Below are 18,752 nucleotides of genomic sequence, written 5' to 3'. Positions count from 1 at the left end.
TCGCGTCGTCATTCCGACCAGGCCTCCTGCCACTGGCCCCAATTCGCGGCGTACCACAGGCCGTGGATCTTTGGGCTGACGACGTCGTTCAGCTTGGTCTCGATCAGCGGCATCACCGGCAGGTCGTCGGCGAGGATGGTCTGCACCTTCTTGTAGGGCACCGCCCGCTCTTCTTCGGTCGGCGCAGCCTGGCCCTCGTCGAACAACTTGTCGGCCTCCGGGTTCGAGTATCCGGCGGCATTGCCGAAGGTCTTCCCGATCGAAGAGCTCACGTAGGCCCGGGCGATGCCGAGGGCCGGATCCCAGTTCGTGGTGTAGGACTGCAGATACAGGTCGAAGTCGCCCGGCTTTTCGAACGCCTGCTTGGTCGCCACCGAGGCCTCGGGAGCGGAGACCTTGGCGTCGATGCCCACGTCCTTGAGCATCGATGCGATCGCCTCCGCGACCGGCTGGAATCGGCTGGAACCCTCGACCAGGATGGTCAGGCTGAACCGGCTGCCGCCGTTGTTGGGGAAACCGGCGGTGTCCAGCAGTTGCTTGGCCTTCTCCGGGTCGTACGGGTAGCTTTTGTCAAAGTCGACCTCGGAGTTGTACGCCCACTTGAGCCTGGTGTCGAAGTTCCCCTTCGCCACCTGGCCACCGTTCTGGAAGAGATTCGTCAGCAGAAATTGCCGATCGATCGCCATCCCGATGGCATGGCGCACATCCTTATTGGCAGTGGTCTTCCGGGTCATATTGAAGAACAGCTGAGTCATGTTGGGCGCGAAAGAGTCCGGGTGTGCGACGACATTGCCGGAAGCAGTCACCGTCTCGACGTCGGACGGCGAGATCACCTGCGAGGAGAGGTAGCTGATCTCCCCGGCGGCCAGCGCGAGGGTCGCCGACTGCGCGTCCGGAACCACCTTGCCGACGATGCCGTCGAGGTAGGGCCGGCCCTGCTGCCAGTAGTCCGGGTTCCGCTTGAGTACCCAACGATCGCCCCGGGTTACCGAGTCGAGGACGAACGGGCCGGTGCCGACGGGTTTGTCCGTCGAGGCCGGGTTGGTCAGCGGGTCGGTGCCCTCGAACACGTGCTTCGGCAGGATCCACACCCTGGTCAGAGACAAGAGGAAGGGGCCGAATGCGTTCTTGAGATGAACCACCACTGTGTGCGGGTCGCTGTCCTCGATCGACTTGATCGCCGCTGCTGCGGGTGCGAACGGGGCGAATGACTTCGCCGAGACCTCTTCGATGGTGTACTTCACGTCGGCCGACGTCATCGGCTTGCCATCGCTGAATTTCGCGTTAACCAGCTTGAAGGTGTAAGTCAGTCCGTCCTTGCTGACATCCCATGACTTGGCCAGCACCGGTTTCGGCCCGGCGGCAGCGTTGTCGAAATACATGAGCGGCTCGTAGATCATCGTGCCGATCTGCTGCGTCGGCCCGTTGGTGGACAGATTGGGATTGAGTGGACTCGGGTCGCTCTGCAGGCCGATCACCAGGGTCCCCCCGGTGACCGGCTGTCCGGCTGGGTCGGCTGGCTCGGTCTGGCCGCCCGACCCGGACGCTCCCGGCTGCGGCGACACGCTCTGCGCCGCCCCCGGCTGCTCCGGATCTGAGCTGGAGCAGGCGGCCGCCAGCACCGCCACGGCCAACAGGCTTACGGCGATCCGAGCCGCCTGCCCGAGCCGCATGCCTCTTGGATGGCGAATCCAACGCTCAGTGACCATCGGGGACTCCCTAGGTTGTATGTTACATACGCCAGTGTATGTAACATGCTACTGTTGCCGTTGGGTGGGAGCCTGTCAAGGATGGATCTGATTTTCTAGCGGTCCGTTGATGCGAGCGCCGGCAACCCGGCCGAGCTCATCTTGACGTGCCGGTCTCGTGCTCGATCAGCAGGTCCGCAGTGTGCTGCAGGTGTGCCCTCATCGCTTCGGCTGCGCCGTCGGCGTTCCGCGCGGCGATCATTTTCATGATGCTCTCGTGCTCTCGGGTGATGTCCTCCAGCGAGCGGGTCCGCCCGGCGCTGGTCGCGCTGCGGACCAGGATGGAATCGCGCAATACATCGACGAACGTCTCCAGGCGTCCGTTATCCAGCACCGAAATGATCGCGCTGTGAAATGCGCGGTCGCTTGCCCAGTAGTCCAGATCGTCGGCGTTCTTCGTCGCCGTCTTGAGGTCGTCGAACGTCCGCTGCAGTGCGGCAATTTGGTCGTCGTTCATCGTGCTGACGGCAAGCCGGGTCGCCGGGACCTCGAGCATCAACCGGAGTTGGAAAATCTCCTGCAGGTCATGGGGCGAGGACTGGGTCACGCGGACACCGCGATTGCGTTCGAATCGGACGATCCCACGGGCGGCCAGGTCGATCAACGCCTCGCGGACGGGAGTCCGCGAAACGCCGAACGATTCGGCGAGTTCGGCGACCGAGTACATGTTCCCGGGCCGAAGATCGCGTCGAGCGATTGCCAGACGCAAGGCCTCGTAGATCTCGCGCGTCCGAGAGGGTCGCTCTCGCAGTGCGCCAAGGCCGTTCGGGACGCCGCTGCGACCTGATTCCGCGATGGCTGATTTGGGTGCGCGTTCCATCCTGATCTTCTTTCGCGTTGTCGTCGTCGGTCGCCGCGGACGTGTCGTGCCCGCGATCGCGATGGTGGCTGGATAACGCTATCCCAGGTGAGCCCGCCCGCACTGATGAGCGACGATCGGCGCCGTCGGCGCAGGGGTCAACGGCGCGTTGATTGCGGTCCCCGCTGTCACGTCGGCGTGCTGATCGCTGGCACTACCAGGGGCCGCGGGATCGGCGCTGTGGGTTCGACCCGGCGACGCGTCGCCTATTCTGACCCGGTGTCGTCGCGATCAGGCTGGGTGGTGCCGATAGACCGGGTGTCGCCGCGGGAGGCAGTCGCATTGGCCGAGCGGGCGGATGGTGCGGGCTTTCGTGGTGCCCTCGCCGCCGATCTGTTCCAGCCGTGGCTGCCCAGTCTTGGGCAGGCACCGTTCGTGTGGAGCCTGTTGTCGGCGATCGGTGAACATACGGCCGGAGACCTGTTCGCCGGCATGACGGTGCCTGGATATCGGCTACACCCGGCGACTTTGGCGCAGGCCGCTGCCACCCTGGCGGCACTGCACCCGGACCGTGTCTGGTTGTCTGTCGCTCCCGGCGAGGCGATCAACGAACACGTGACAGGGGCGTCGTGGCCGGAGGCCCCCGAACGTATCGAGCGGATGTTCGAGGCCGTCGAGGCGATCCGGCGGCTCTTCGCAGCCTCATCGTCGGGTCGGGACAGCCGTTATCGCGGTGAGTATGTCACCCTGGAAACCGCGCGCCTGTGGACCACCCCGGCTGTGCCACCGCGAGTCCTGGTCGCCACCGGCGGGCCGGCGACCGCACGACGGGCCGGCCGGGTCGCGGATGGACTGCTGGCCGTCGGAGTCCGGCCGGATCAGGGGCGCCGACTCCTGCAACGACTCAGCGAGGGCGCCGAGGCCGCGGGTCGGGACCCGGCAGGACTGTTGCGCATCGCGCATGTCAACGTGAGTTGGGCGCCGGACCAGGCACAGGCAATCCGGCAGGCGCTGGCTCGGTTCCCCATCGGGGCCATGCGATTTGCCCGGGGAGACCTGCGTTCGCCGCAGTTGGTCGAACAGATCGCCGCACTGGTCGGGCCCGAGGATCTCGACGAGCGCCTGCTGGTTTCGTCCGACCCCGATCGGCACGGCGAACTGTTGAGCCAATTCTTGGATGCCGGTTACGACCAGGTATATGTGCACAACGTCGGCGACAACCACGCCGAGTTCATCGACATGTACGCCGCCCGTGTACTGCCTCTGCTGGGGTGACGGGCCGGATCAGGGTGCCCCATCGGCGGCCGAGTCGACCAGCCAGGTGACCTCTGCACCACCTGCCGCCGCCCGGTCGGCGGCGATGCCGACCGGCAGTGCCTCCCCGGCTCGTACCCTGGACAGGGCATTGCGCTTTCCGGCCCCGGTTGCGAAGACCAGCAGCCGACCTGTGGCGTCGAGTGCCCGCAGTGTCAGGGTGATTCGACGCGGCGGGGGCTTCGGCGAGTCCGTCACGGCGACGACCATCCGAGTCTGTTCATCGATCGCGGACCGACCGGGGAACAGTGACAAGGTGTGTCCGTCCTCCCCCATGCCGACCCATACCAAATCGAGGCGCGGCGCGCCCGTCAAAGTTGTCGGCAGGGCCTCCAGCTGGGCCTGGTACTCCTCAGCGGCTGCGGCGGGTGGGAGCTCGGTGTTCGGGGCCAACGCCCGCGCAGCCACGGCGCCGGCCGCCGTCAGCAGCGGCATCACCTGGCCCCAGTTGGAATCGGGATGGTCGAACGGGACCAGGCGTTCGTCGCCGATCACCAGTGTCACCTTCGACCAGTCAAGGTCGGCTGGGTCAGCGGCGAGCCGGCGGTAGGCAGCATTGGGCGAGGTGCCCCCGGCTACCACCCAGACAGCCTGGCCGTGTTCGGCTATCGCCGCCCGCAGGATGTTGACGGCGTCGGTGGCGGCTGCCGATGCGATGGTCTCGGCGTCCGGCAGGACACGGAACTCAAACATTGAACTCCCTTGGGGCGCTTGTCGTTAACTGATCAGGGGCTCGAGTGTTCGGACTTCAGTAGCTGCCTGGCGGTCTGCTCCAGGTGCTTGCGCATCGCCGTTACCGCACCATCCGGATCTCGACCGACTACAGCTTCGAAGATCTCGCGATGATCGTCGGTGATGGTCTGCAGCGAGCGGGTGCGACCGGAGCTGGTCGCACCCTTCACGAGGATCGAATCCCGTAGCCCCTCGACGATCTCGGACAGCCGATGATTTCCACAGGCCTCGACGAGTACCCGATGGAATGCGCGGTCCGACGACCAGTAGACGAGGTCGTCACCACCGGCGGTTGCCAGCTCGAGAGCGTCGAAAGCCTCACGAAGCGCCGCTTCCGTCACCTCGTCCAGGTTCTCGGCGGCCCTTCGGGCGGCGTGGGTCTCCAGGATGAGCCGAAGATCGAATATGTCCCGTAGGTCCTCTGCTGACGATTGCAGAATTCGCACCCCTCGATTCCGTTCGAACTTGATGATGTTCCTCGCTGCCAGGTCGATCAGAGCCTCCCGAACCGGCGTCCGCGACACGCCGAACGTCTCGGCGAGGTCGGCGACGGAATAGAGCGACCCGGGTTGCAGGTCGCGTCGGGCGATGGCCAGACGCAACTCCTCGTAAATCTCCCGGGTTCTCGACGGGCGTTCTGCGATGGCGCGTAAGCCGTGCCCCGAGGGCTCTCCGGCCCCGACGGCGCTGGGCATGTCAGACATGTCGATCCCCTTCTGCTGCGCACGCGGTGGCGAAGCGGTCGCCGGTTGCCATCCGTCCTTCCGGGACGTGCCGTGGAGCGCGGACCGTCCAACCGGTGGAACGGCGTCCCCGGACCAGTCCTTGACTCTGCGGGCTGTATGCTACATGCTACATGCAACCGGCTATGTTCGATTGCTGGTAAGAGCAGTTAACCACGTTGAACCTCTCCGTCAGGGATCTGCTCGGACGCGCTCGGTCCGCCGTCCGTACGCACACAGAGGAAGGGACCGTACCCACGTGCTGTCTTGGCTCGTCAGGCGTCTCGCCTATGTCATCCCGCTGATCTGGGGCGTCGTGACGCTGACCTTCATCCTGGTTTCGCTGGCACCTGGCGACATCGTCACAGCGACGATCGGTGACTATCCGGCCTCCGAGGAGTACCTCGCACAGCGCCGGGCGGAACTTGGTATCGACGAGCCCTTCCCGATCCAGTACCTGAAGTACTTGGCACGCGTCGTGCAGGGCGATCTTGGCTTCTCATTCGCGAATAGGCAGTCTGTACTACCGCTGGTGATCGACCACCTCGGTGCCACGCTGATCCTGGTGGTAGCCGCCACGCTGCTGGCCGTGCTGATCGGATTCCCGGTCGGCATGTGGGCGGCGACCACCCGGTTCCGGACGATCGACACCACGATTAATGTGCTCTCACTGATTGCCTTCTCCATTCCGACGTTCTGGCTGGCCCTGATGGGCGTGCTGGTCTTTGCCATCAATCTCGGGTTGTTGCCCACCCAGGGGATCAATACGATTGGATATTCCGGCGATACCTTCGGACAGGCCTGGGACATGTTCCAGCACCTGCTGCTGCCGGCTGCCGCACTCGCGGTTCCCGAAACCGCTCTGATGATCAGGATGACCAGGGCCAGTGCCAACGGCGTCCTCAACTCAGGGTTCGTGCTGACGGCTGTATCAAAGGGTCTGCCTAGGAGGCAGATCATCCGACGGCATGTCACGCGGAACTCGCTGCTGCCGGTGGTAACTGTGCTCGGCTACACGTTCGGCACCATGGTCGGCGGATCGGTGTTGGTCGAGAAGGTTTTCGGTTGGCCGGGGATGGGCAGCCTGCTTTACGACTCCGTCCAGCGTCGGGACACCTCGGTGGTCCTGGGCATTGTCGTGGTGGTCGCGGTCATCACCCTGCTGGTCAATGTCATTACCGACATCGTCTACGGCTTGGTCGACCCTAAGGTGCGGGAGGCGACGATCCGATGACGATCGATCAGGGAATCACGAAAGAGCAGGACGCCACCGACCCCGGTGCGGCCCAACCGGATCGGCGCCAGCGCAGGTGGCGCCGACCCTCGGTGCTGACGACGATCGCGCTCGTCCTGGTTGTGCTGTTCGCCCTCGCTGCGCTGCTGGCCCCGCTCATCTCGCCGTACGATCCGTTCGCAATCTCCGAGGCGATCCTGGAAGGTCCGTCGTCTGCCCACCTGCTCGGCACTGACGACGTGGGTAAAGACATTGCATCGCAGCTGATCTACGGGGCGAGGGTGTCCTTGTTCGTGGGCATCGCAGCCGGTCTGGGCTCGTTGGTCATCGGCCTGATTGTCGGTGGCATTGCCGGTTACGTCGGTGGCGCCGTCGACAACATGCTGATGCGGTTCGCCGAGGTCTTCCAGATCATGCCCGCGATGCTGGTGGCGCTGGTGATCGTCGCGGTGATCGGACGCAACTCGACCCTGACGGCCTTGGCCGTGATCATCGCCCTGTGGCCACAGTCCGCCCGAATAGTGCGCAGCCAGTTCCTGAACCTGCGCACGGCCGAGTTCGTGGATGCTGCGCGGATCTCCGGGACGCCGGCTTGGCGGATCATCGCGTTCGAGATCTTCCCGGTCGCGTTCGCGCCGGCCGGCGTTCAGGCATCGCTCGACGTGGGCCGCGGCATGCTGCTCGAGGCCGGACTCAGCTTCCTGGGTCTCGGCGACCCCACCACCTCCAGCTGGGGCGGTGTGTTGCGGCGCGCACAGCCGTACCTGTCCGACGCGTGGTGGTTCAGCGTGCCAGCAGGAATCTGCATCGCGCTGATGGTGCTGTCCTTCAACGTCATCGGTGACGCCCTGGGCAACCGTGGCAACAACGGCAGGAGGGCGTTGTGACGGTCGCGGTAGCGAAACCGGGAGTGAACCCCGAGCGGGTCCTCACGGTCGAGGACCTGTCCGTTTCGATCCGTCCGCAGGACGGTGAGCGGGCGACGGTGGTCCGGCGTGCCCGGCTGGAGATCAACCGCGGCGAGATGGTCGGCCTGGTCGGCGAGTCTGGCTCCGGGAAGACGATGTTGTCGCGCGCTATCGCTGGACTGCTCGTCCCCGGTTTGCAGGCAGAAGTGACCGGTTCGATCATGCTGCAGGGCCGCGACATCGCCACGGCCAACGCCGGGCAGCGCCGAATGGGGTTGCGGCGTGACATGTCCTATGTGTTCCAGGACCCGAACGCGCATCTGAACCCGACTATGCGGATCGGCGCCCAGGTCGCCGAGGCGATCGGCGACAGCGGCCGAACGGTCGAAGAGCTCTTCGGATCCGTGGGGCTGCCGACCGCCGCCGAATTCGCCCGTTCGTATCCCCATCAGCTCAGCGGCGGGATGAAACAGCGGGTGGTGATCGCGATCGCGCTGGCCAAGGGGCCGGCGTTGGTGATCGCTGACGAGCCGACCACCGCGCTGGACGTGACCATCCAGGCCCAGGTACTCAGTCTGCTGCAGCGGTTGGCCAGGGAGGAGCAGGTCGGCATCCTCCTGGTATCACACGATCTAGCCGTGATCGGGCAGGTGTGTTCCCGGATATCCGTGATGCGTTCGGGCGACATTGTCGAGGCCGGCGCCGCCGAGGACGTTCTGTGGCGCCCGCAGCACCCGTACACACAGTCGTTGATGGCCGCCATGCGTCACCTCTACGACACCGGAATGCCTGCCCGGGACTGGTCGGATCCTCCGATCCCCGAAGCCGACGAGTCGGGAGTGACGAATGAGTGACCCGGACACCGCACTCGACGACCGGGAGGGCGCCGCCGCGCGACTGGAGTTGCAGCGGATCAGGGTCGAGTTCCGGACCCGGGCCAAGAAGGGTCGGTCGGTCACCGCCGCTAATTCCATCGATCTGACCATCAACCGGGGCGAGATCGTCGGAGTGGTCGGGGAGAGTGGTTCCGGCAAAACGACTCTGGGCCGGGTGATGGCTGGGCTGCTGGTTCCTGACTCCGGCGCGGTGAGCATCGACGGTCGGTCCTACGAGGGCCGCGGGATCAGACCCGGCTTCGGACGCAAGGTTCAGATGGTGTTCCAGTCGCCGGCCGCATCGCTGAATCCGAAGAAGACGATCCGCCGCATTCTGACCGACGCCGCCCGCCGCGGGCACGCCAGCGCCCAGAACGTGGGCGCCGCGGTCGCGGCCGCTATGGACGAGGTCGGGGTGACGCCACCGGAGACCTTCCTCGGTCGGTTCCCGCACGAGCTAAGTGGTGGACAGCAGCAGCGGATCGCGCTTGCGCGCGCGCTGCTCCACGAACCCGAGTACCTGGTGGCCGACGAGCCGACCTCTGCGTTGGACGTCTCGGTCCGGGTCCAGATCATCGACCTGATTCGAGAAGTCCAGCGGCAGCGACGGATGGGCGTCATGTTCATCACCCACGATCTCTCGGTGGTCGGCGCGCTCGCCGACCGGGTTGCCGTCATGTACCAAGGCGACATCGTGGAGTCGGCGTCGGTCTCGGACGTCTTCACGGACCCACAACACGAGTACACCAGGACGCTTCTCGGATCCACGCCACGCCTGACTCCGCCGTCCGGGGTGCACTGAGTTCCAGAATGCGCCACCTACCTCTGCCGGGGTCGCCCCGACAGCTCGACAGACGTCCAGAGAGGAAGTTCCAGTGAGAAAGTACGGAAGATTCAAGGCGCTGATCGCCTGTGCAGTGACGGCGCTCGTCGCCGTCGGATGCGGCAGCATGAACGAGTCCAATTCCTCAGGGGGCGGGGCAGCAGCCGCCGATGACACGTTCGTCGTCGGAATGAGTGCGGATCCCCCGCATCTGATCCGGTTGTTCCTCGGCGACGTCCAGGTCGGTCTGGTCGGTCTGGCGATGGAGGAGTCTCTGGTAACCGTCAGCCGGGACAAGAAGATCGAGCCGCAGCTGGCTACGTCGTGGGAGATGAAGAATCCCACCACCTATGTATTCCACCTGCGTGAGGGCGTCACATGGCATGACGGAAAGCCCTTCACCGCCGACGACGTGGTCTACACCTTCGAGAATGGTCTCGGGATCAACTCCGGCACCGCATCGCTGAAGGACATGATCAAGTCCAGCAAGGCGGTTGACGAATCCACGGTCGAGGTTTCGCTCAAGTCGCCGTCGGGCGCCTTCCTGGCCATGCTGAACCCGATGTCGTTCACCATCCTCCCCAAGCACATCTACGACGGGACCGACCTGGAAGAGAACCCGGCGAACCGCGCCCCCGTCGGGACGGGCCCGTTCAAGTTCGAGTCGTGGGAGTCGAATCGGATCACACTGGTGCGCAACGACAACTACTGGGGTGACAAACCGAAATACGCCAAGGTTGTGTTCACCGTTCTCGGCGATCCGACGGCGCGGGCGCTGGCCCTGAAGAAGGGCGACATTGATTACATCAACTCCTACGACGTGACGTTTGAGGCGATCAAACAACTCGACGAGGACCCGAACGTCAAACTGGACATCGGTCGCGCTTCGATCTCGATGAAGATGTTCCCTTTCAACACTCGCAACGAAATCCTGGCCAAGCCGGAGGTCCGGCACGCGCTGTTCCAGGCAATCAATCGCGACTTCATCTCCAAGAGCGTGTTCGGCGGATATTTCCCGCCGGGGCACGCGCCGCTACCTGACGGGCACTGGGCGAACAGTGGTGAAGTGGACTTCGACAAGCTATACCCGTACGACCCCAAGGCTGCCGAGGCGGCGCTCGATGCGGCAGGATATCCGAAGCAGGCCAACGGCATCCGATTCAGCCTGACGCACCGCTATGAGGCGAGCGAGCCGGGCGGTGAGAAGGTAGCCGAGGTGATCGCCGACAATTGGAAGGCCATTGGGGTGGAGACCAAGGTCGTCCAGGACGACGCGGAGGTATTCCGCCAGGAGGTCTTCTCGAAGCACAACTTCGACACCTACACCATCAACATCGCTTCTGGCGCCGATCCAGCCATCGGCCTGTACCGTCGGTACACGTGCGACAACGACCAGAATGCGGTATTCGGCAACGCGACCGGCTACTGCAACAAAAGCCTGGATGAGCTGTTCCTCAAGGCGAATTCGGCCAACGAGCAGGCCGAACGCACGCCGCTGTACACCGAGGCGCAGAAGGTCATCGCCGAAGACCTGCCCACTTCGATCCTGGTCCAGGTGAAGTACACCGAAGCGATCCGGGCCAACCTCACCGGTATCGAAGGATTCTTCCACCCGGGAGAGGTCGTGCTGCTCGACTGGAGCAAGATCGGGCCGCCCGCGGCATGAGGCCAGCGCACCTGGAGCCACTCCGTGACTACTACCCGCCGGGCAGTGTCGGCCGGAAGGCCGTCGTGTTCGGCAAGCATGCCATGGTGTCCACCCAACATCCGGCCGTCACGGACGCAGCGGTGGCTGTTTTGCGCGAGGGCGGGACCGCGATCGATGCCTTGATCGCGGCCTGCCTCGTGCAGGCAACGGTGGCCCAGGAGCTAACCAACCATGCTGGCACGGTCACCGTCCTGCACTACCAGCGTGCGACCGGACGATTCCAGCAACTGAACAGTCCCGGACGTGTTGTTCCTGGGTTGGCGCCATTCCGGCCGTTACCTGTGGTCCCCGGTACGTACTCGGCGCAGCAGCCGGGTGCCGGCGCGGTCGTACCCGGCTTCATGCCGGCATTGGCCCGATGCTACGCCGACCATGCCCGGCTGCCCTGGGCGCGGCTGGTGGCCCCCGCGCTAGAGGCGGCAACCGAAGGGCATCGCATCAGCCCGTTCGAATACCAAGTTATGGCCTGGATGTTGCCCTACTTCCAGTGGACGCAGTCCGGGCGCGCCCACTTCACCCCGAGTGGCCGGCAACCGCAGGTGGGTGAGGTGTGGCGACAGCCGGTTCTCGCCGATACCTTGCAGCAGCTAGCTAACGAGGGTCCGGGACACTTCATCTCCGGCGGATGGGCGCGTGCTTTCGTCGAACGCGGCAATGAGCTCGGCTGGCCTGTCCGCTTGCAGCATCTCGGGGCGTCTCCGCCGGAATGGGAGGACCCGATTCGGTTCCCGCACGGGCCGGACGAGATCGTGTCGCTCGCAGCTCCACAGATTCAGGGCGTGTCGCTTGCTCTGGTGTTAGGAATGCTTCGCGAGCTAGACGTCACGTCCATCGGACATTACGACGAGGAGCCGTTGGCGCGGTACTTCCTGGCGCATGTCTTGCGTCGAGTCCGTACAGAGGTCGGATATCTCAACGACCCCAAGGTATTCGACGATCCAACCGAGGTGATGCTCGATCCGGGGTTTCAGGCCGGCCTAGCGTCGGTGATTCGCCGCTCAGTGCCGCACCGCGACCTGAGTGAGCACGTGCATCTCACCTCACGCACCCCAAGCGCCCCCGTCCCTCTGGGCACTGACAGTTGCGAAATCAGCATTATTGATCCCGACGGCAACTGGGTGCAGGCGATGACAACCTTGTCCGGATCGGGCATCCCAGGGGAGGTGGTCGGCGGAGTTCCGATGACCGGATCGTTGACGGACACCAGCCTCGACCCGCCACAGAACATCAGCGGCTGGTACACCGGCGGTGGACGGGTGAGGACTGTGATGGGCAACACCATGGTTGTCAGGAACGGGGAGCCGTGGCTGGCGCTGGGCACCCCGGGAAAGGTCGAGGCAACCGTCCCGCAGGTGTTGTCGAATGTGCTCGACTTCGCCATGTCGCCGGACGCCGCGGAGGCGACCGCGCTTTCGATGCCGCTGCAGGCCGACTACAGCCTGCCGATGGAAATGTCAGTCGCACCTGGAATGGAAGCAGGCCTGGCCAGGCTCGGCATTCGCGTGACACCACTCGGTCTGACGAACTGGCATCTCGGCTCCTTCCAGATGTGCTGGCGCATCGGGGATTCGGTGCTCGCAGGAGCGGCCGGATCGCGCAGGGAAGGCAAGGCGGCTGGATTCTGATGACGCCGAACCCGGACGATCGAAGCCGGGAGGAGGCAACGCCGGCATTCACGACACACCGACCATGTGGGACCCGCCGCAGGGTCCCGGGAACCGAAACGAAGGAACATGAACGACGACCTCGATCCCCGTTACCGCGAATTCCTCCGATTTGCCGACCATGTCGCCAACGGCGATGTCCGCACCCGGTGGGCCGACTCGGGACTGATCTGCAGCGCAGACGGCCGCCATTGGTCGACCGATCTGTCGACCAGGCAGACGCGTCCGCTCGACCGGGAACCGCCGGTCGCAGCCCGGCCGATCCGTTCAGCCTTCAAGATCGGTCGGCCTACCGTGTTCGAGGTGCCGGGGCCGGGTGGTGAGTTCTTCGCCACCGAGGTTGGTGACGATCTTGGCACGCGTTGGGCGGTGGACGACCGCATCGTTCCGCTGACGAACACGGGTGAACCGCGCAATCGCTGGGACGGGGCAGGTGCCACCTGGTCGCCGGACGGCTTGCAGTTGCTCGCCCGACGAACGGACACCCGACGGATGGACTTGTTTCCGGTTGTGCATTGGCTCAAGCCGCGTGAAGAGGTCGACTTCTTTCCGGCTGGAAGCGTCGGCGGCGCCGTCGAGTCGACCCGCGCATTCGTGATCCATCGGATCAGCCGGGATGCGGTGGAGGTCGACTCGGGGCCGGAACCCGAACAGGACCTCCGGCCGGTCGGCTGGAGCGCCGACGGCAAACAGGCATACTTGTTGAAGGCCAACCGGTACAAGAACCCGTACGTGCTGCTGGCCGTTGATCCGGCGACCGGAGCGACCAGGGTGGTGCGGGAAGAGCGTTCGACGACCTGGGTTTCGTATTGGGAAAAGGGTCTTTCCGTCACGCTGCTGCCGCGCAACGAGGGGCAACTGTGGCTCAGTGAACGTTCCGGGTTCGCGCACCTGTACCGCCACGACGACGACGGTGTCCTGGTGGCGACTGTGACGGCCGGCGACTGGGCGGTGACTAGGGTGTTCGGCGTTGACGAGGCCGGAGGCTGGGTGTACTTCGAAGCCCATTCAGACCCAGACCACCCGTACGACGTTCATTTGGGTCGGGCACGGCTGGACGGTGGCGGTGTCGAGACTCTTACCTCAGGACGCGGCGTCCATTCCGGCAGTCTGTCGCCGGACCGGCGTTGGCTGGCCGACCGGCACGCGAGCATGGAGAATGCACCGGTCGTGGATCTGCTTGCGGTGGACGGTAAACAGTCGCAGCGTGTGCTAACCGGTGAGATCAAGACCCCTGCGGACGCGCCGTGGACGCCGCCAGAGGAATTCACGGTGATCGCCGCCGACGGTGTGACGGTGTTGCACGGGCAACTGTTCCTGCCGGCGGACTTCGACCCGCAACGGAGCTACCCGGTGATCGAATCGATCTATGCCGGGCCAAACAGTGCATTTGTCCCCCAACAATTGCTGGACGCCAACGGCATCCAGTCCCATGCGTTGGCGCAGCTCGGGTTCGCAGTAGTGATGCTCGACGGCCGCGGCACGCCGGAACGCTCGAAGGAGTTCCACGACGTCGCTTACCGAAACTTCGCGGGCGAGGTGATAAGCGATCATGTCGCGGCACTGCGGGAACTGGCGCAGGACCGGCCGTACCTCGACCTCGACCGGGTGGGCGTGTACGGCCGTTCCTACGGCGGGTACTTCACGGCGCGGGCCCTGCTCGAGGCGCCGGAGGTGTACAAGGTAGGTGTTGCCGTCAACGGCGTCTACGAGATGCGCGAGGGCAACGGGCCGGGACCGATCGAATGCGTCATGGGCCCGCTCGCGGACGACATCGCCGGATACGACAAGCTGTCGCTGTACCCGATGTTGGACCGTCTGGTCGGCAAATTGCTGATCGTGCACGGGACGTCCGACGTGAACGTGCCGTTTGCTGCGTCACTGCAGCTCGTCGACAAACTGATGGAGGCAGGCAAGCCGTTCGACTTCCTGCCGGTCAATGAACAGCCGCATCACTTCTCTGGGTTCCGAGGGGAGTACGTCTCCTCGGCTATGGCGAGGTACTTCCTGGAACACCTGGGCGGGTCGTTGTGAGCTCGGTCGACCTGTTCCTTCCCGAGCCGGCGATCCAGCCGTCCATCGACACCCGACTGCCGCTGGAGTTCAACCGACAGCGGTCCGAAGAGTTGCTGGCTGAAGTCGCCGGCCTGGGTGGGCGTGCGGTGCTGCTCACCGATCCGTGGAACATCGTGCACTACACCGGGCTGTGGGCCGCTACCACCGAGCGTCCGTTGTACGCGCTACTCACCGTCGGGGGTTCCGCTCCGTTCTGGTTCTACCCGACGCTCGATCGAGAACTGGTGACCAGCTGGTGGTTCGCCGACGGCGCGGAGTATTTCGACTACCCCCACGTCGCCGGCCAGTTCCCGAGCCGCGGGACAGCCGAACCCGGTCCGGCCCTCGATCTGTGGGACTGGGCGTTGAGCATCTGCGCCGGCCGGGGGCTCACCGCGCCCGGCAGCCTGATGTTGGATCGAAATGTCGAGGGTGCGGACCGTATCACTGCGCAGCGAGCCCTCGGTTATGCGCCCCAATCGTTGCGGGACCGATGCCTTCGGTCCAGAGTCCACAAGCGGCCCGAGGAACTTGCCCTCATTCGGCGGGCCTACGGCTACTTCGAGCGGGTGCACGCCTTCGCCCGCGACTTCCTGCTCACCGACTACCGACCAGGGCTGACGGACTACGACCTGCGGACGGCGATGACCGAGCACGCACTCAGTTTGATCGTTCCGGACCTCGGCTTGGACGGCGAGCCGCATCGGGGCGTCGGCGTGGCCGTCGACCTGGGATGGGTGCGGGCGGGCCGGGTGACCGGATATCCCCACCCCAATCAATTCCGGTACTCCAAGATCGAACCAGGTGGGCCGCTGCAAGTCTCCGGCGTCATCCGACTAGGAGGGTACGGCGGTGAGTGTTATCGGCCTTACGTCATCTCGCCGCGCACAAGTCGCCGCGAGCGGCTGTGGACTGTGGTGCGGGACAGTTGTCTACTGCAACGCGAGCAGTTGCAGGCAGGCCGGACCTGCGGTGAGGTCGCTGCGGTGATCCATCGATTCCAGATCGATGCAGGGATGCAGGGCCACTTGTATCACCGGCCGGCGCACGGCCAGGGGCCGGAGGGACACCAGCCGCCGTGGCTCGCACTCGGCGATGGCACCGTCCTTGAGCCGGGCATGTGCTTCTCCGTTGAGCCTGGCCTCTACGACCCAGTGGACGGTTTCAGCGCCAACTTTTCCGACACCTTCGTGGTGCAGGAATCCGGTCCTGCGCTGCAGATGTCCCGGGTTCCGTGGACGACGGAATGGGGCTGGATCACGGTGTGATCCGGCGGTGCCGCTGCGAGCCGCGGCACCGCCGGACGGCTCAGCCGATGGCTGAGGTGGACTGCAGATCACGGAGCGGTTGATGAAGGTCCTGTGCGAACTGCTCGAAGAAGCGCTGCTGATCGTGCCCAGGGGAGTGGAACACGAGATGGTTGAAGCCGGCCTCGACGTACGGCCTGACCTGGTCGACCACGGCCTGCGGGTCGGAGGCAACGATCCACCGCTTGGCGACTTGCTCCAGCGGCAGCGCGTCGGCTGCGCGTTCCATTTCGATCGGGTCGTCGATGCTGTGCTTCTGTTCGGCCGTCAACGACAGAGGCGCCCAGAACTGGGTGTTCTCCAGGGCGAGCCTCGGGTCTCGGTCATAGGAGAGCTTGATCTCGATCAAGTGGTCGACCTCGCGGTGCGGGTCCTTGGCGGCTGCGCGACCCTCCTGCACTGCCGGGATCAGTTTCTCGGTGTACAGGTCCATGCCCTTGCCGGAAGTACAGATGAATCCGTCGCCAAACCGCCCGGCGTATTTGGCGACCAATGGGCCGCCGGCGGCGACATAGATCGGGATACCACCGACGGGTGCGTCGTAGATGCTGGCCCCGATTGCGTGGTAGTAGTCACCGTCGAAGTCGACCCGTTCGCCGGTCCACAGCTGCCTGATCAGCCGCACCGATTCCCGGAGCCGGCCGTACCGTTCCTTGAACTCCGGCCAGCTGCCCTGGAACCCGGTGGCGATCTCGTTCAGTGCCTCACCGCTGCCGACCCCCAGGATCACCCGCCCTGGGTACAGCAGACCCATGGTGGCGAAGGCCTGGGCCACCACGGCCGGGTTGTAGCGGAAGGTGGGCGTCAGTACCGATGTACCAACAACGATCCGTTCCGTGCGTTCGCCGACGGCCGTCATCCAGGCCAGCGAGAACGGTGCGTGCCCACCTGTGTGGCGCCAGGGCTGGAAGTGGTCGCTGACCATCGCCGAGTCGAACCCGGCCTGCTCGGCGCTGACGCCGAACTCCACCAGGTCGCGGGGTCCGAACTGCTCTGCAGATGCCTTGTAGCCCAGTCTGAAACGCGTCGACATTCCGATCTCTCTTCCTCAAGTGTCTGCTGCAAACCTGACGATCGCAGCTTGAACATGTTGCATGTAGCATGCTACATTGCACAACATGGAACGGCACGGCGCATATCTGAACGGTGTCTGGGTGGTGGCGACCGAGCTCGTCCCGAACGTGAACCCTTCTGACGTCACCGACGTGATTGGGCTGTTCGCCGACGCTGACCAGGAGTTGCTCGACCAGGCGGTCGTGGCGGCCCGGTCGGCCCAACCGGGTTGGGCGGCACAGTCGCCGCAGGTCCGCGCGGATCTGTTGGACCGCGTCGGGGCGGCGATCGATGCGGACGCCACCGCGCTGGGCACGCTGCTTGCCAGGGAAGAAGGCAAGACACTTCCGGAGGCGATCGGCGAGGTTCGGCGGGCGGCACAGATCTTCCGCTTCCATGCGGGCGAGGCGCTACGGTTGGTCGGGGATTTCCAGGACTCGATCCGGGCCGGTGTCAGCGTGACGCACGTCCGGGAGCCGGTCGGGGTCGTCGGCGTGATCACACCATGGAACTTCCCGATCTCGATTCCGGCCTGGAAGTGCGCACCGGCCTTGGCCCATGGCAACACCGTGATACTGAAGCCGGCCGAATTGGTGCCGGCGAGCGCCATAGCGTTGGCTGAGATCCTCGACCGGGCAGGGTGTCCGCCGGGCGTGTTCAACGTGGTCACCGGCAGGGGCTCGAACATTGGCGCACACCTGGTGTCCCACCCCGACATCGACGCCGTCACCTTCACCGGATCCGAAGAGGTGGGGGTGTCGATCGCCGCAGCGACAGCCGGCCGGCTGGTCCGGGTCCAACTCGAGCTCGGCGGGAAGAACCCACTGGTGGTGATGGCCGATGCCGACCTCGATCTGGCCGTCGACTGCGCCGTGGACGGTGCCTTCATGTCGACCGGGCAGCGATGTACCGCGACCAGCCGTATCTACGTCGAGGAACCGATCTACCAGATATTCGTCGATCGGTTGCTCGCCCGGACCGAGTCGCTGCGCATCGGGCACGCGCTGGATCCGGCAACCCAGATCGGGCCGGTGGTCGATGGGCGCCAACTTGCGCATGTCGTCGACAGGATCGAGGGCGCAAGGGCTCTGACTGACGTCCAGGTGCACGGTGGTCGGCACGTTAGAGCGGCGACCGATGGTCACTTCCTGACCCCGGCGGTTGTGATCGGTGCCGGAAATGAATGCGAGATCAACCGATCCGAGACGTTCGGTCCGGTCGCCAGCGTGCAATCGGTAGCCGATCTGGACCAGGCAATCAAGCGTGCGAACGACACCGCCTACGGGTTGGTCGCCGGCATCTGCACCAGCTCACTGCGGGCAGCCACCGAGTTCCGTCGGCGCGCGGACACTGGCATCGTGACGGTCAACCTGCCGACTGCCGGGGTCGACCCGCACGTCGCCTTTGGCGGACGCAAGCGCTCCGGGTTCGGACCCAAGGAGCAGGGCCGATACGCCCAGGAGTTCTATACCCAGGTCAAGACTGCCTACGAACGGGCCTGAAACCCGTTCCCGCAAGCACTATCCGATCAGTTGTCAACAGAAAGGACACGACATGGCCTTCGTCCGAGTCGACATCGCCAGCCGCACGCAGGAACAACGGGAGGCGATCATCGCCGGCATCACGGACGTGATGGTAGCGAACGGTGCACGCCTGGAGAACATCCAGGTGCTGCTTACCGAGCACAGCCCGAAGATGTGGGGCACGCACGGGACGACGTTCCACAAGCACCTCAACATGTCCGACGACTGACGCCAACGCCACCCCTCGATCCGCCCCAACCCGATTACTCCCCACGCCGAAAGGAACC

General features: G+C 64.9%; 16 protein-coding genes. 11 read left to right on the top strand and 5 right to left on the bottom strand.

Annotation, left to right across the window (positions count from 1 at the left end):
- Positions 1 to 8: 8 nt before the first annotated feature.
- Positions 9 to 1,709, bottom strand: a complete 1,701-nt coding sequence (locus tag K340_RS0120620; protein ID WP_084614707.1) for an ABC transporter substrate-binding protein — start codon at positions 1,707 to 1,709, stop codon at positions 9 to 11.
- A gap of 136 nt (positions 1,710 to 1,845) precedes the next feature.
- Positions 1,846 to 2,568, bottom strand: a complete 723-nt coding sequence (locus K340_RS31980; RefSeq protein WP_084614706.1) for a GntR family transcriptional regulator — start codon at positions 2,566 to 2,568, stop codon at positions 1,846 to 1,848.
- Positions 2,569 to 2,826: 258 nt separating this feature from the next.
- Between K340_RS31980 and K340_RS0120610 the strand changes: the two genes are divergently transcribed.
- A complete protein-coding gene (locus K340_RS0120610) occupies positions 2,827 to 3,822 on the top strand; it encodes a TIGR03557 family F420-dependent LLM class oxidoreductase (RefSeq protein ID WP_029138089.1) in 996 nt (331 codons plus the stop codon).
- Between the two features lie 9 nt (positions 3,823 to 3,831).
- Here K340_RS0120610 and pgl read toward each other — a convergent pair whose 3' ends face one another.
- Positions 3,832 to 4,554, bottom strand: coding sequence for a 6-phosphogluconolactonase (gene pgl, locus K340_RS0120605; protein ID WP_037365998.1), 723 nt, complete (start codon positions 4,552 to 4,554; stop codon positions 3,832 to 3,834).
- Between the two features lie 32 nt (positions 4,555 to 4,586).
- Entirely contained in the window at positions 4,587 to 5,297 is a 711-nt protein-coding gene (locus K340_RS36075) for a GntR family transcriptional regulator (protein WP_154674392.1), read from the bottom strand.
- On the opposite strand from K340_RS36075, the gene K340_RS0120595 reads away from it, so the two are divergent.
- The 8 genes from K340_RS0120595 to K340_RS31955 all read left to right on the top strand — a co-directional run bounded on the left by K340_RS0120595 (position 5,236) and on the right by K340_RS31955 (position 15,850).
- Positions 5,236 to 6,549, top strand: a complete 1,314-nt coding sequence (locus K340_RS0120595; RefSeq protein WP_084614703.1) for an ABC transporter permease — start codon at positions 5,236 to 5,238, stop codon at positions 6,547 to 6,549. The two genes, K340_RS36075 and K340_RS0120595, sit on opposite strands and share 62 nt — an antisense overlap.
- Entirely contained in the window at positions 6,546 to 7,436 is an 891-nt protein-coding gene (locus K340_RS0120590; protein WP_037365996.1) for an ABC transporter permease, read from the top strand. Before K340_RS0120595 ends, K340_RS0120590 begins: the two co-directional genes overlap by 4 nt.
- Positions 7,433 to 8,311 (top strand): ABC transporter ATP-binding protein, encoded by an 879-nt coding sequence (locus tag K340_RS31970; protein ID WP_245599656.1) that lies wholly within the window; start codon positions 7,433 to 7,435, stop codon positions 8,309 to 8,311. The genes K340_RS0120590 and K340_RS31970 overlap by 4 nt, the downstream gene beginning before the upstream one ends.
- Positions 8,304 to 9,134: an ABC transporter ATP-binding protein gene (locus K340_RS31965; protein WP_051267059.1), complete on the top strand. Its 831-nt coding sequence runs from the start codon at positions 8,304 to 8,306 to the stop codon at positions 9,132 to 9,134. The genes K340_RS31970 and K340_RS31965 overlap by 8 nt, the downstream gene beginning before the upstream one ends.
- A 73-nt stretch (positions 9,135 to 9,207) precedes the next feature.
- Positions 9,208 to 10,821 (top strand): ABC transporter substrate-binding protein, encoded by a 1,614-nt coding sequence (locus K340_RS0120575; RefSeq protein ID WP_029138085.1) that lies wholly within the window; start codon positions 9,208 to 9,210, stop codon positions 10,819 to 10,821.
- Between the two features lie 65 nt (positions 10,822 to 10,886).
- A complete protein-coding gene (locus K340_RS0120570) occupies positions 10,887 to 12,488 on the top strand; it encodes a gamma-glutamyltransferase (RefSeq protein ID WP_029138084.1) in 1,602 nt (533 codons plus the stop codon).
- Positions 12,489 to 12,596: 108 nt separating this feature from the next.
- Complete coding sequence (locus tag K340_RS34620) at positions 12,597 to 14,561, top strand: S9 family peptidase (RefSeq protein WP_051267056.1); 1,965 nt, start codon at positions 12,597 to 12,599, stop codon at positions 14,559 to 14,561.
- On the top strand, positions 14,558 to 15,850 hold the full coding sequence (locus K340_RS31955) for a M24 family metallopeptidase (protein ID WP_051267054.1): 1,293 nt from the start codon (positions 14,558 to 14,560) through the stop codon (positions 15,848 to 15,850). The genes K340_RS34620 and K340_RS31955 overlap by 4 nt, the downstream gene beginning before the upstream one ends.
- Before the next feature lie 40 nt (positions 15,851 to 15,890).
- On the opposite strand, the gene fgd is transcribed toward K340_RS31955, so the two are convergent.
- The gene (fgd, locus tag K340_RS0120555) at positions 15,891 to 16,922 is read right to left on the bottom strand and encodes a glucose-6-phosphate dehydrogenase (coenzyme-F420) (RefSeq protein WP_029138083.1); all 1,032 of its coding nucleotides are present in this window, start codon (positions 16,920 to 16,922) and stop codon (positions 15,891 to 15,893) included.
- Positions 16,923 to 17,007: 85 nt separating this feature from the next.
- Here fgd and K340_RS0120550 point away from each other — a divergent pair, with 85 nt between their 5' ends.
- Both K340_RS0120550 and K340_RS0120545 read left to right on the top strand, forming a co-directional pair.
- Positions 17,008 to 18,444 (top strand): aldehyde dehydrogenase family protein, encoded by a 1,437-nt coding sequence (locus tag K340_RS0120550; RefSeq protein ID WP_029138082.1) that lies wholly within the window; start codon positions 17,008 to 17,010, stop codon positions 18,442 to 18,444.
- Positions 18,445 to 18,496: 52 nt separating this feature from the next.
- Positions 18,497 to 18,694 carry a tautomerase family protein gene (locus tag K340_RS0120545; RefSeq protein WP_029138081.1) on the top strand — a complete coding sequence of 66 codons (198 nt, stop codon included), beginning with the start codon at positions 18,497 to 18,499 and terminating at the stop codon, positions 18,692 to 18,694.
- Positions 18,695 to 18,752 lie beyond the last annotated feature (58 nt).

Source organism: Nakamurella lactea DSM 19367 (assembly GCF_000426645.1).
GTDB lineage: Bacteria > Actinomycetota > Actinomycetes > Mycobacteriales > Nakamurellaceae > Nakamurella > Nakamurella lactea.
The sequence above is the reverse complement of the archived record's forward strand: the minus strand, read 5'-3'. Positions and strand labels throughout refer to the sequence as shown.

Excerpts from the sequence above, each read along its gene's own strand:
- K340_RS0120620 (WP_084614707.1), bottom strand. The coding sequence starts at position 1,709 with ATGGTCACTGAGCGTTGGATTCGCCATCCAAGAGGCATGCGGCTCGGG.
- K340_RS31980 (WP_084614706.1), bottom strand. The coding sequence starts at position 2,568 with ATGGAACGCGCACCCAAATCAGCCATCGCGGAATCAGGTCGCAGCGGC.
- pgl (WP_037365998.1), bottom strand. The coding sequence starts at position 4,554 with ATGTTTGAGTTCCGTGTCCTGCCGGACGCCGAGACCATCGCATCGGCA.
- K340_RS0120595 (WP_084614703.1), top strand. The coding sequence starts at position 5,236 with ATGGCGCGTAAGCCGTGCCCCGAGGGCTCTCCGGCCCCGACGGCGCTG.
- K340_RS36075 (WP_154674392.1), bottom strand. The coding sequence starts at position 5,297 with ATGTCTGACATGCCCAGCGCCGTCGGGGCCGGAGAGCCCTCGGGGCAC.
- K340_RS0120590 (WP_037365996.1), top strand. The coding sequence starts at position 6,546 with ATGACGATCGATCAGGGAATCACGAAAGAGCAGGACGCCACCGACCCC.
- K340_RS31965 (WP_051267059.1), top strand. The coding sequence starts at position 8,304 with ATGAGTGACCCGGACACCGCACTCGACGACCGGGAGGGCGCCGCCGCG.
- K340_RS34620 (WP_051267056.1), top strand. The coding sequence starts at position 12,597 with ATGAACGACGACCTCGATCCCCGTTACCGCGAATTCCTCCGATTTGCC.
- fgd (WP_029138083.1), bottom strand. The coding sequence starts at position 16,922 with ATGTCGACGCGTTTCAGACTGGGCTACAAGGCATCTGCAGAGCAGTTC.
- K340_RS0120550 (WP_029138082.1), top strand. The coding sequence starts at position 17,008 with ATGGAACGGCACGGCGCATATCTGAACGGTGTCTGGGTGGTGGCGACC.
- K340_RS0120545 (WP_029138081.1), top strand. The coding sequence starts at position 18,497 with ATGGCCTTCGTCCGAGTCGACATCGCCAGCCGCACGCAGGAACAACGG.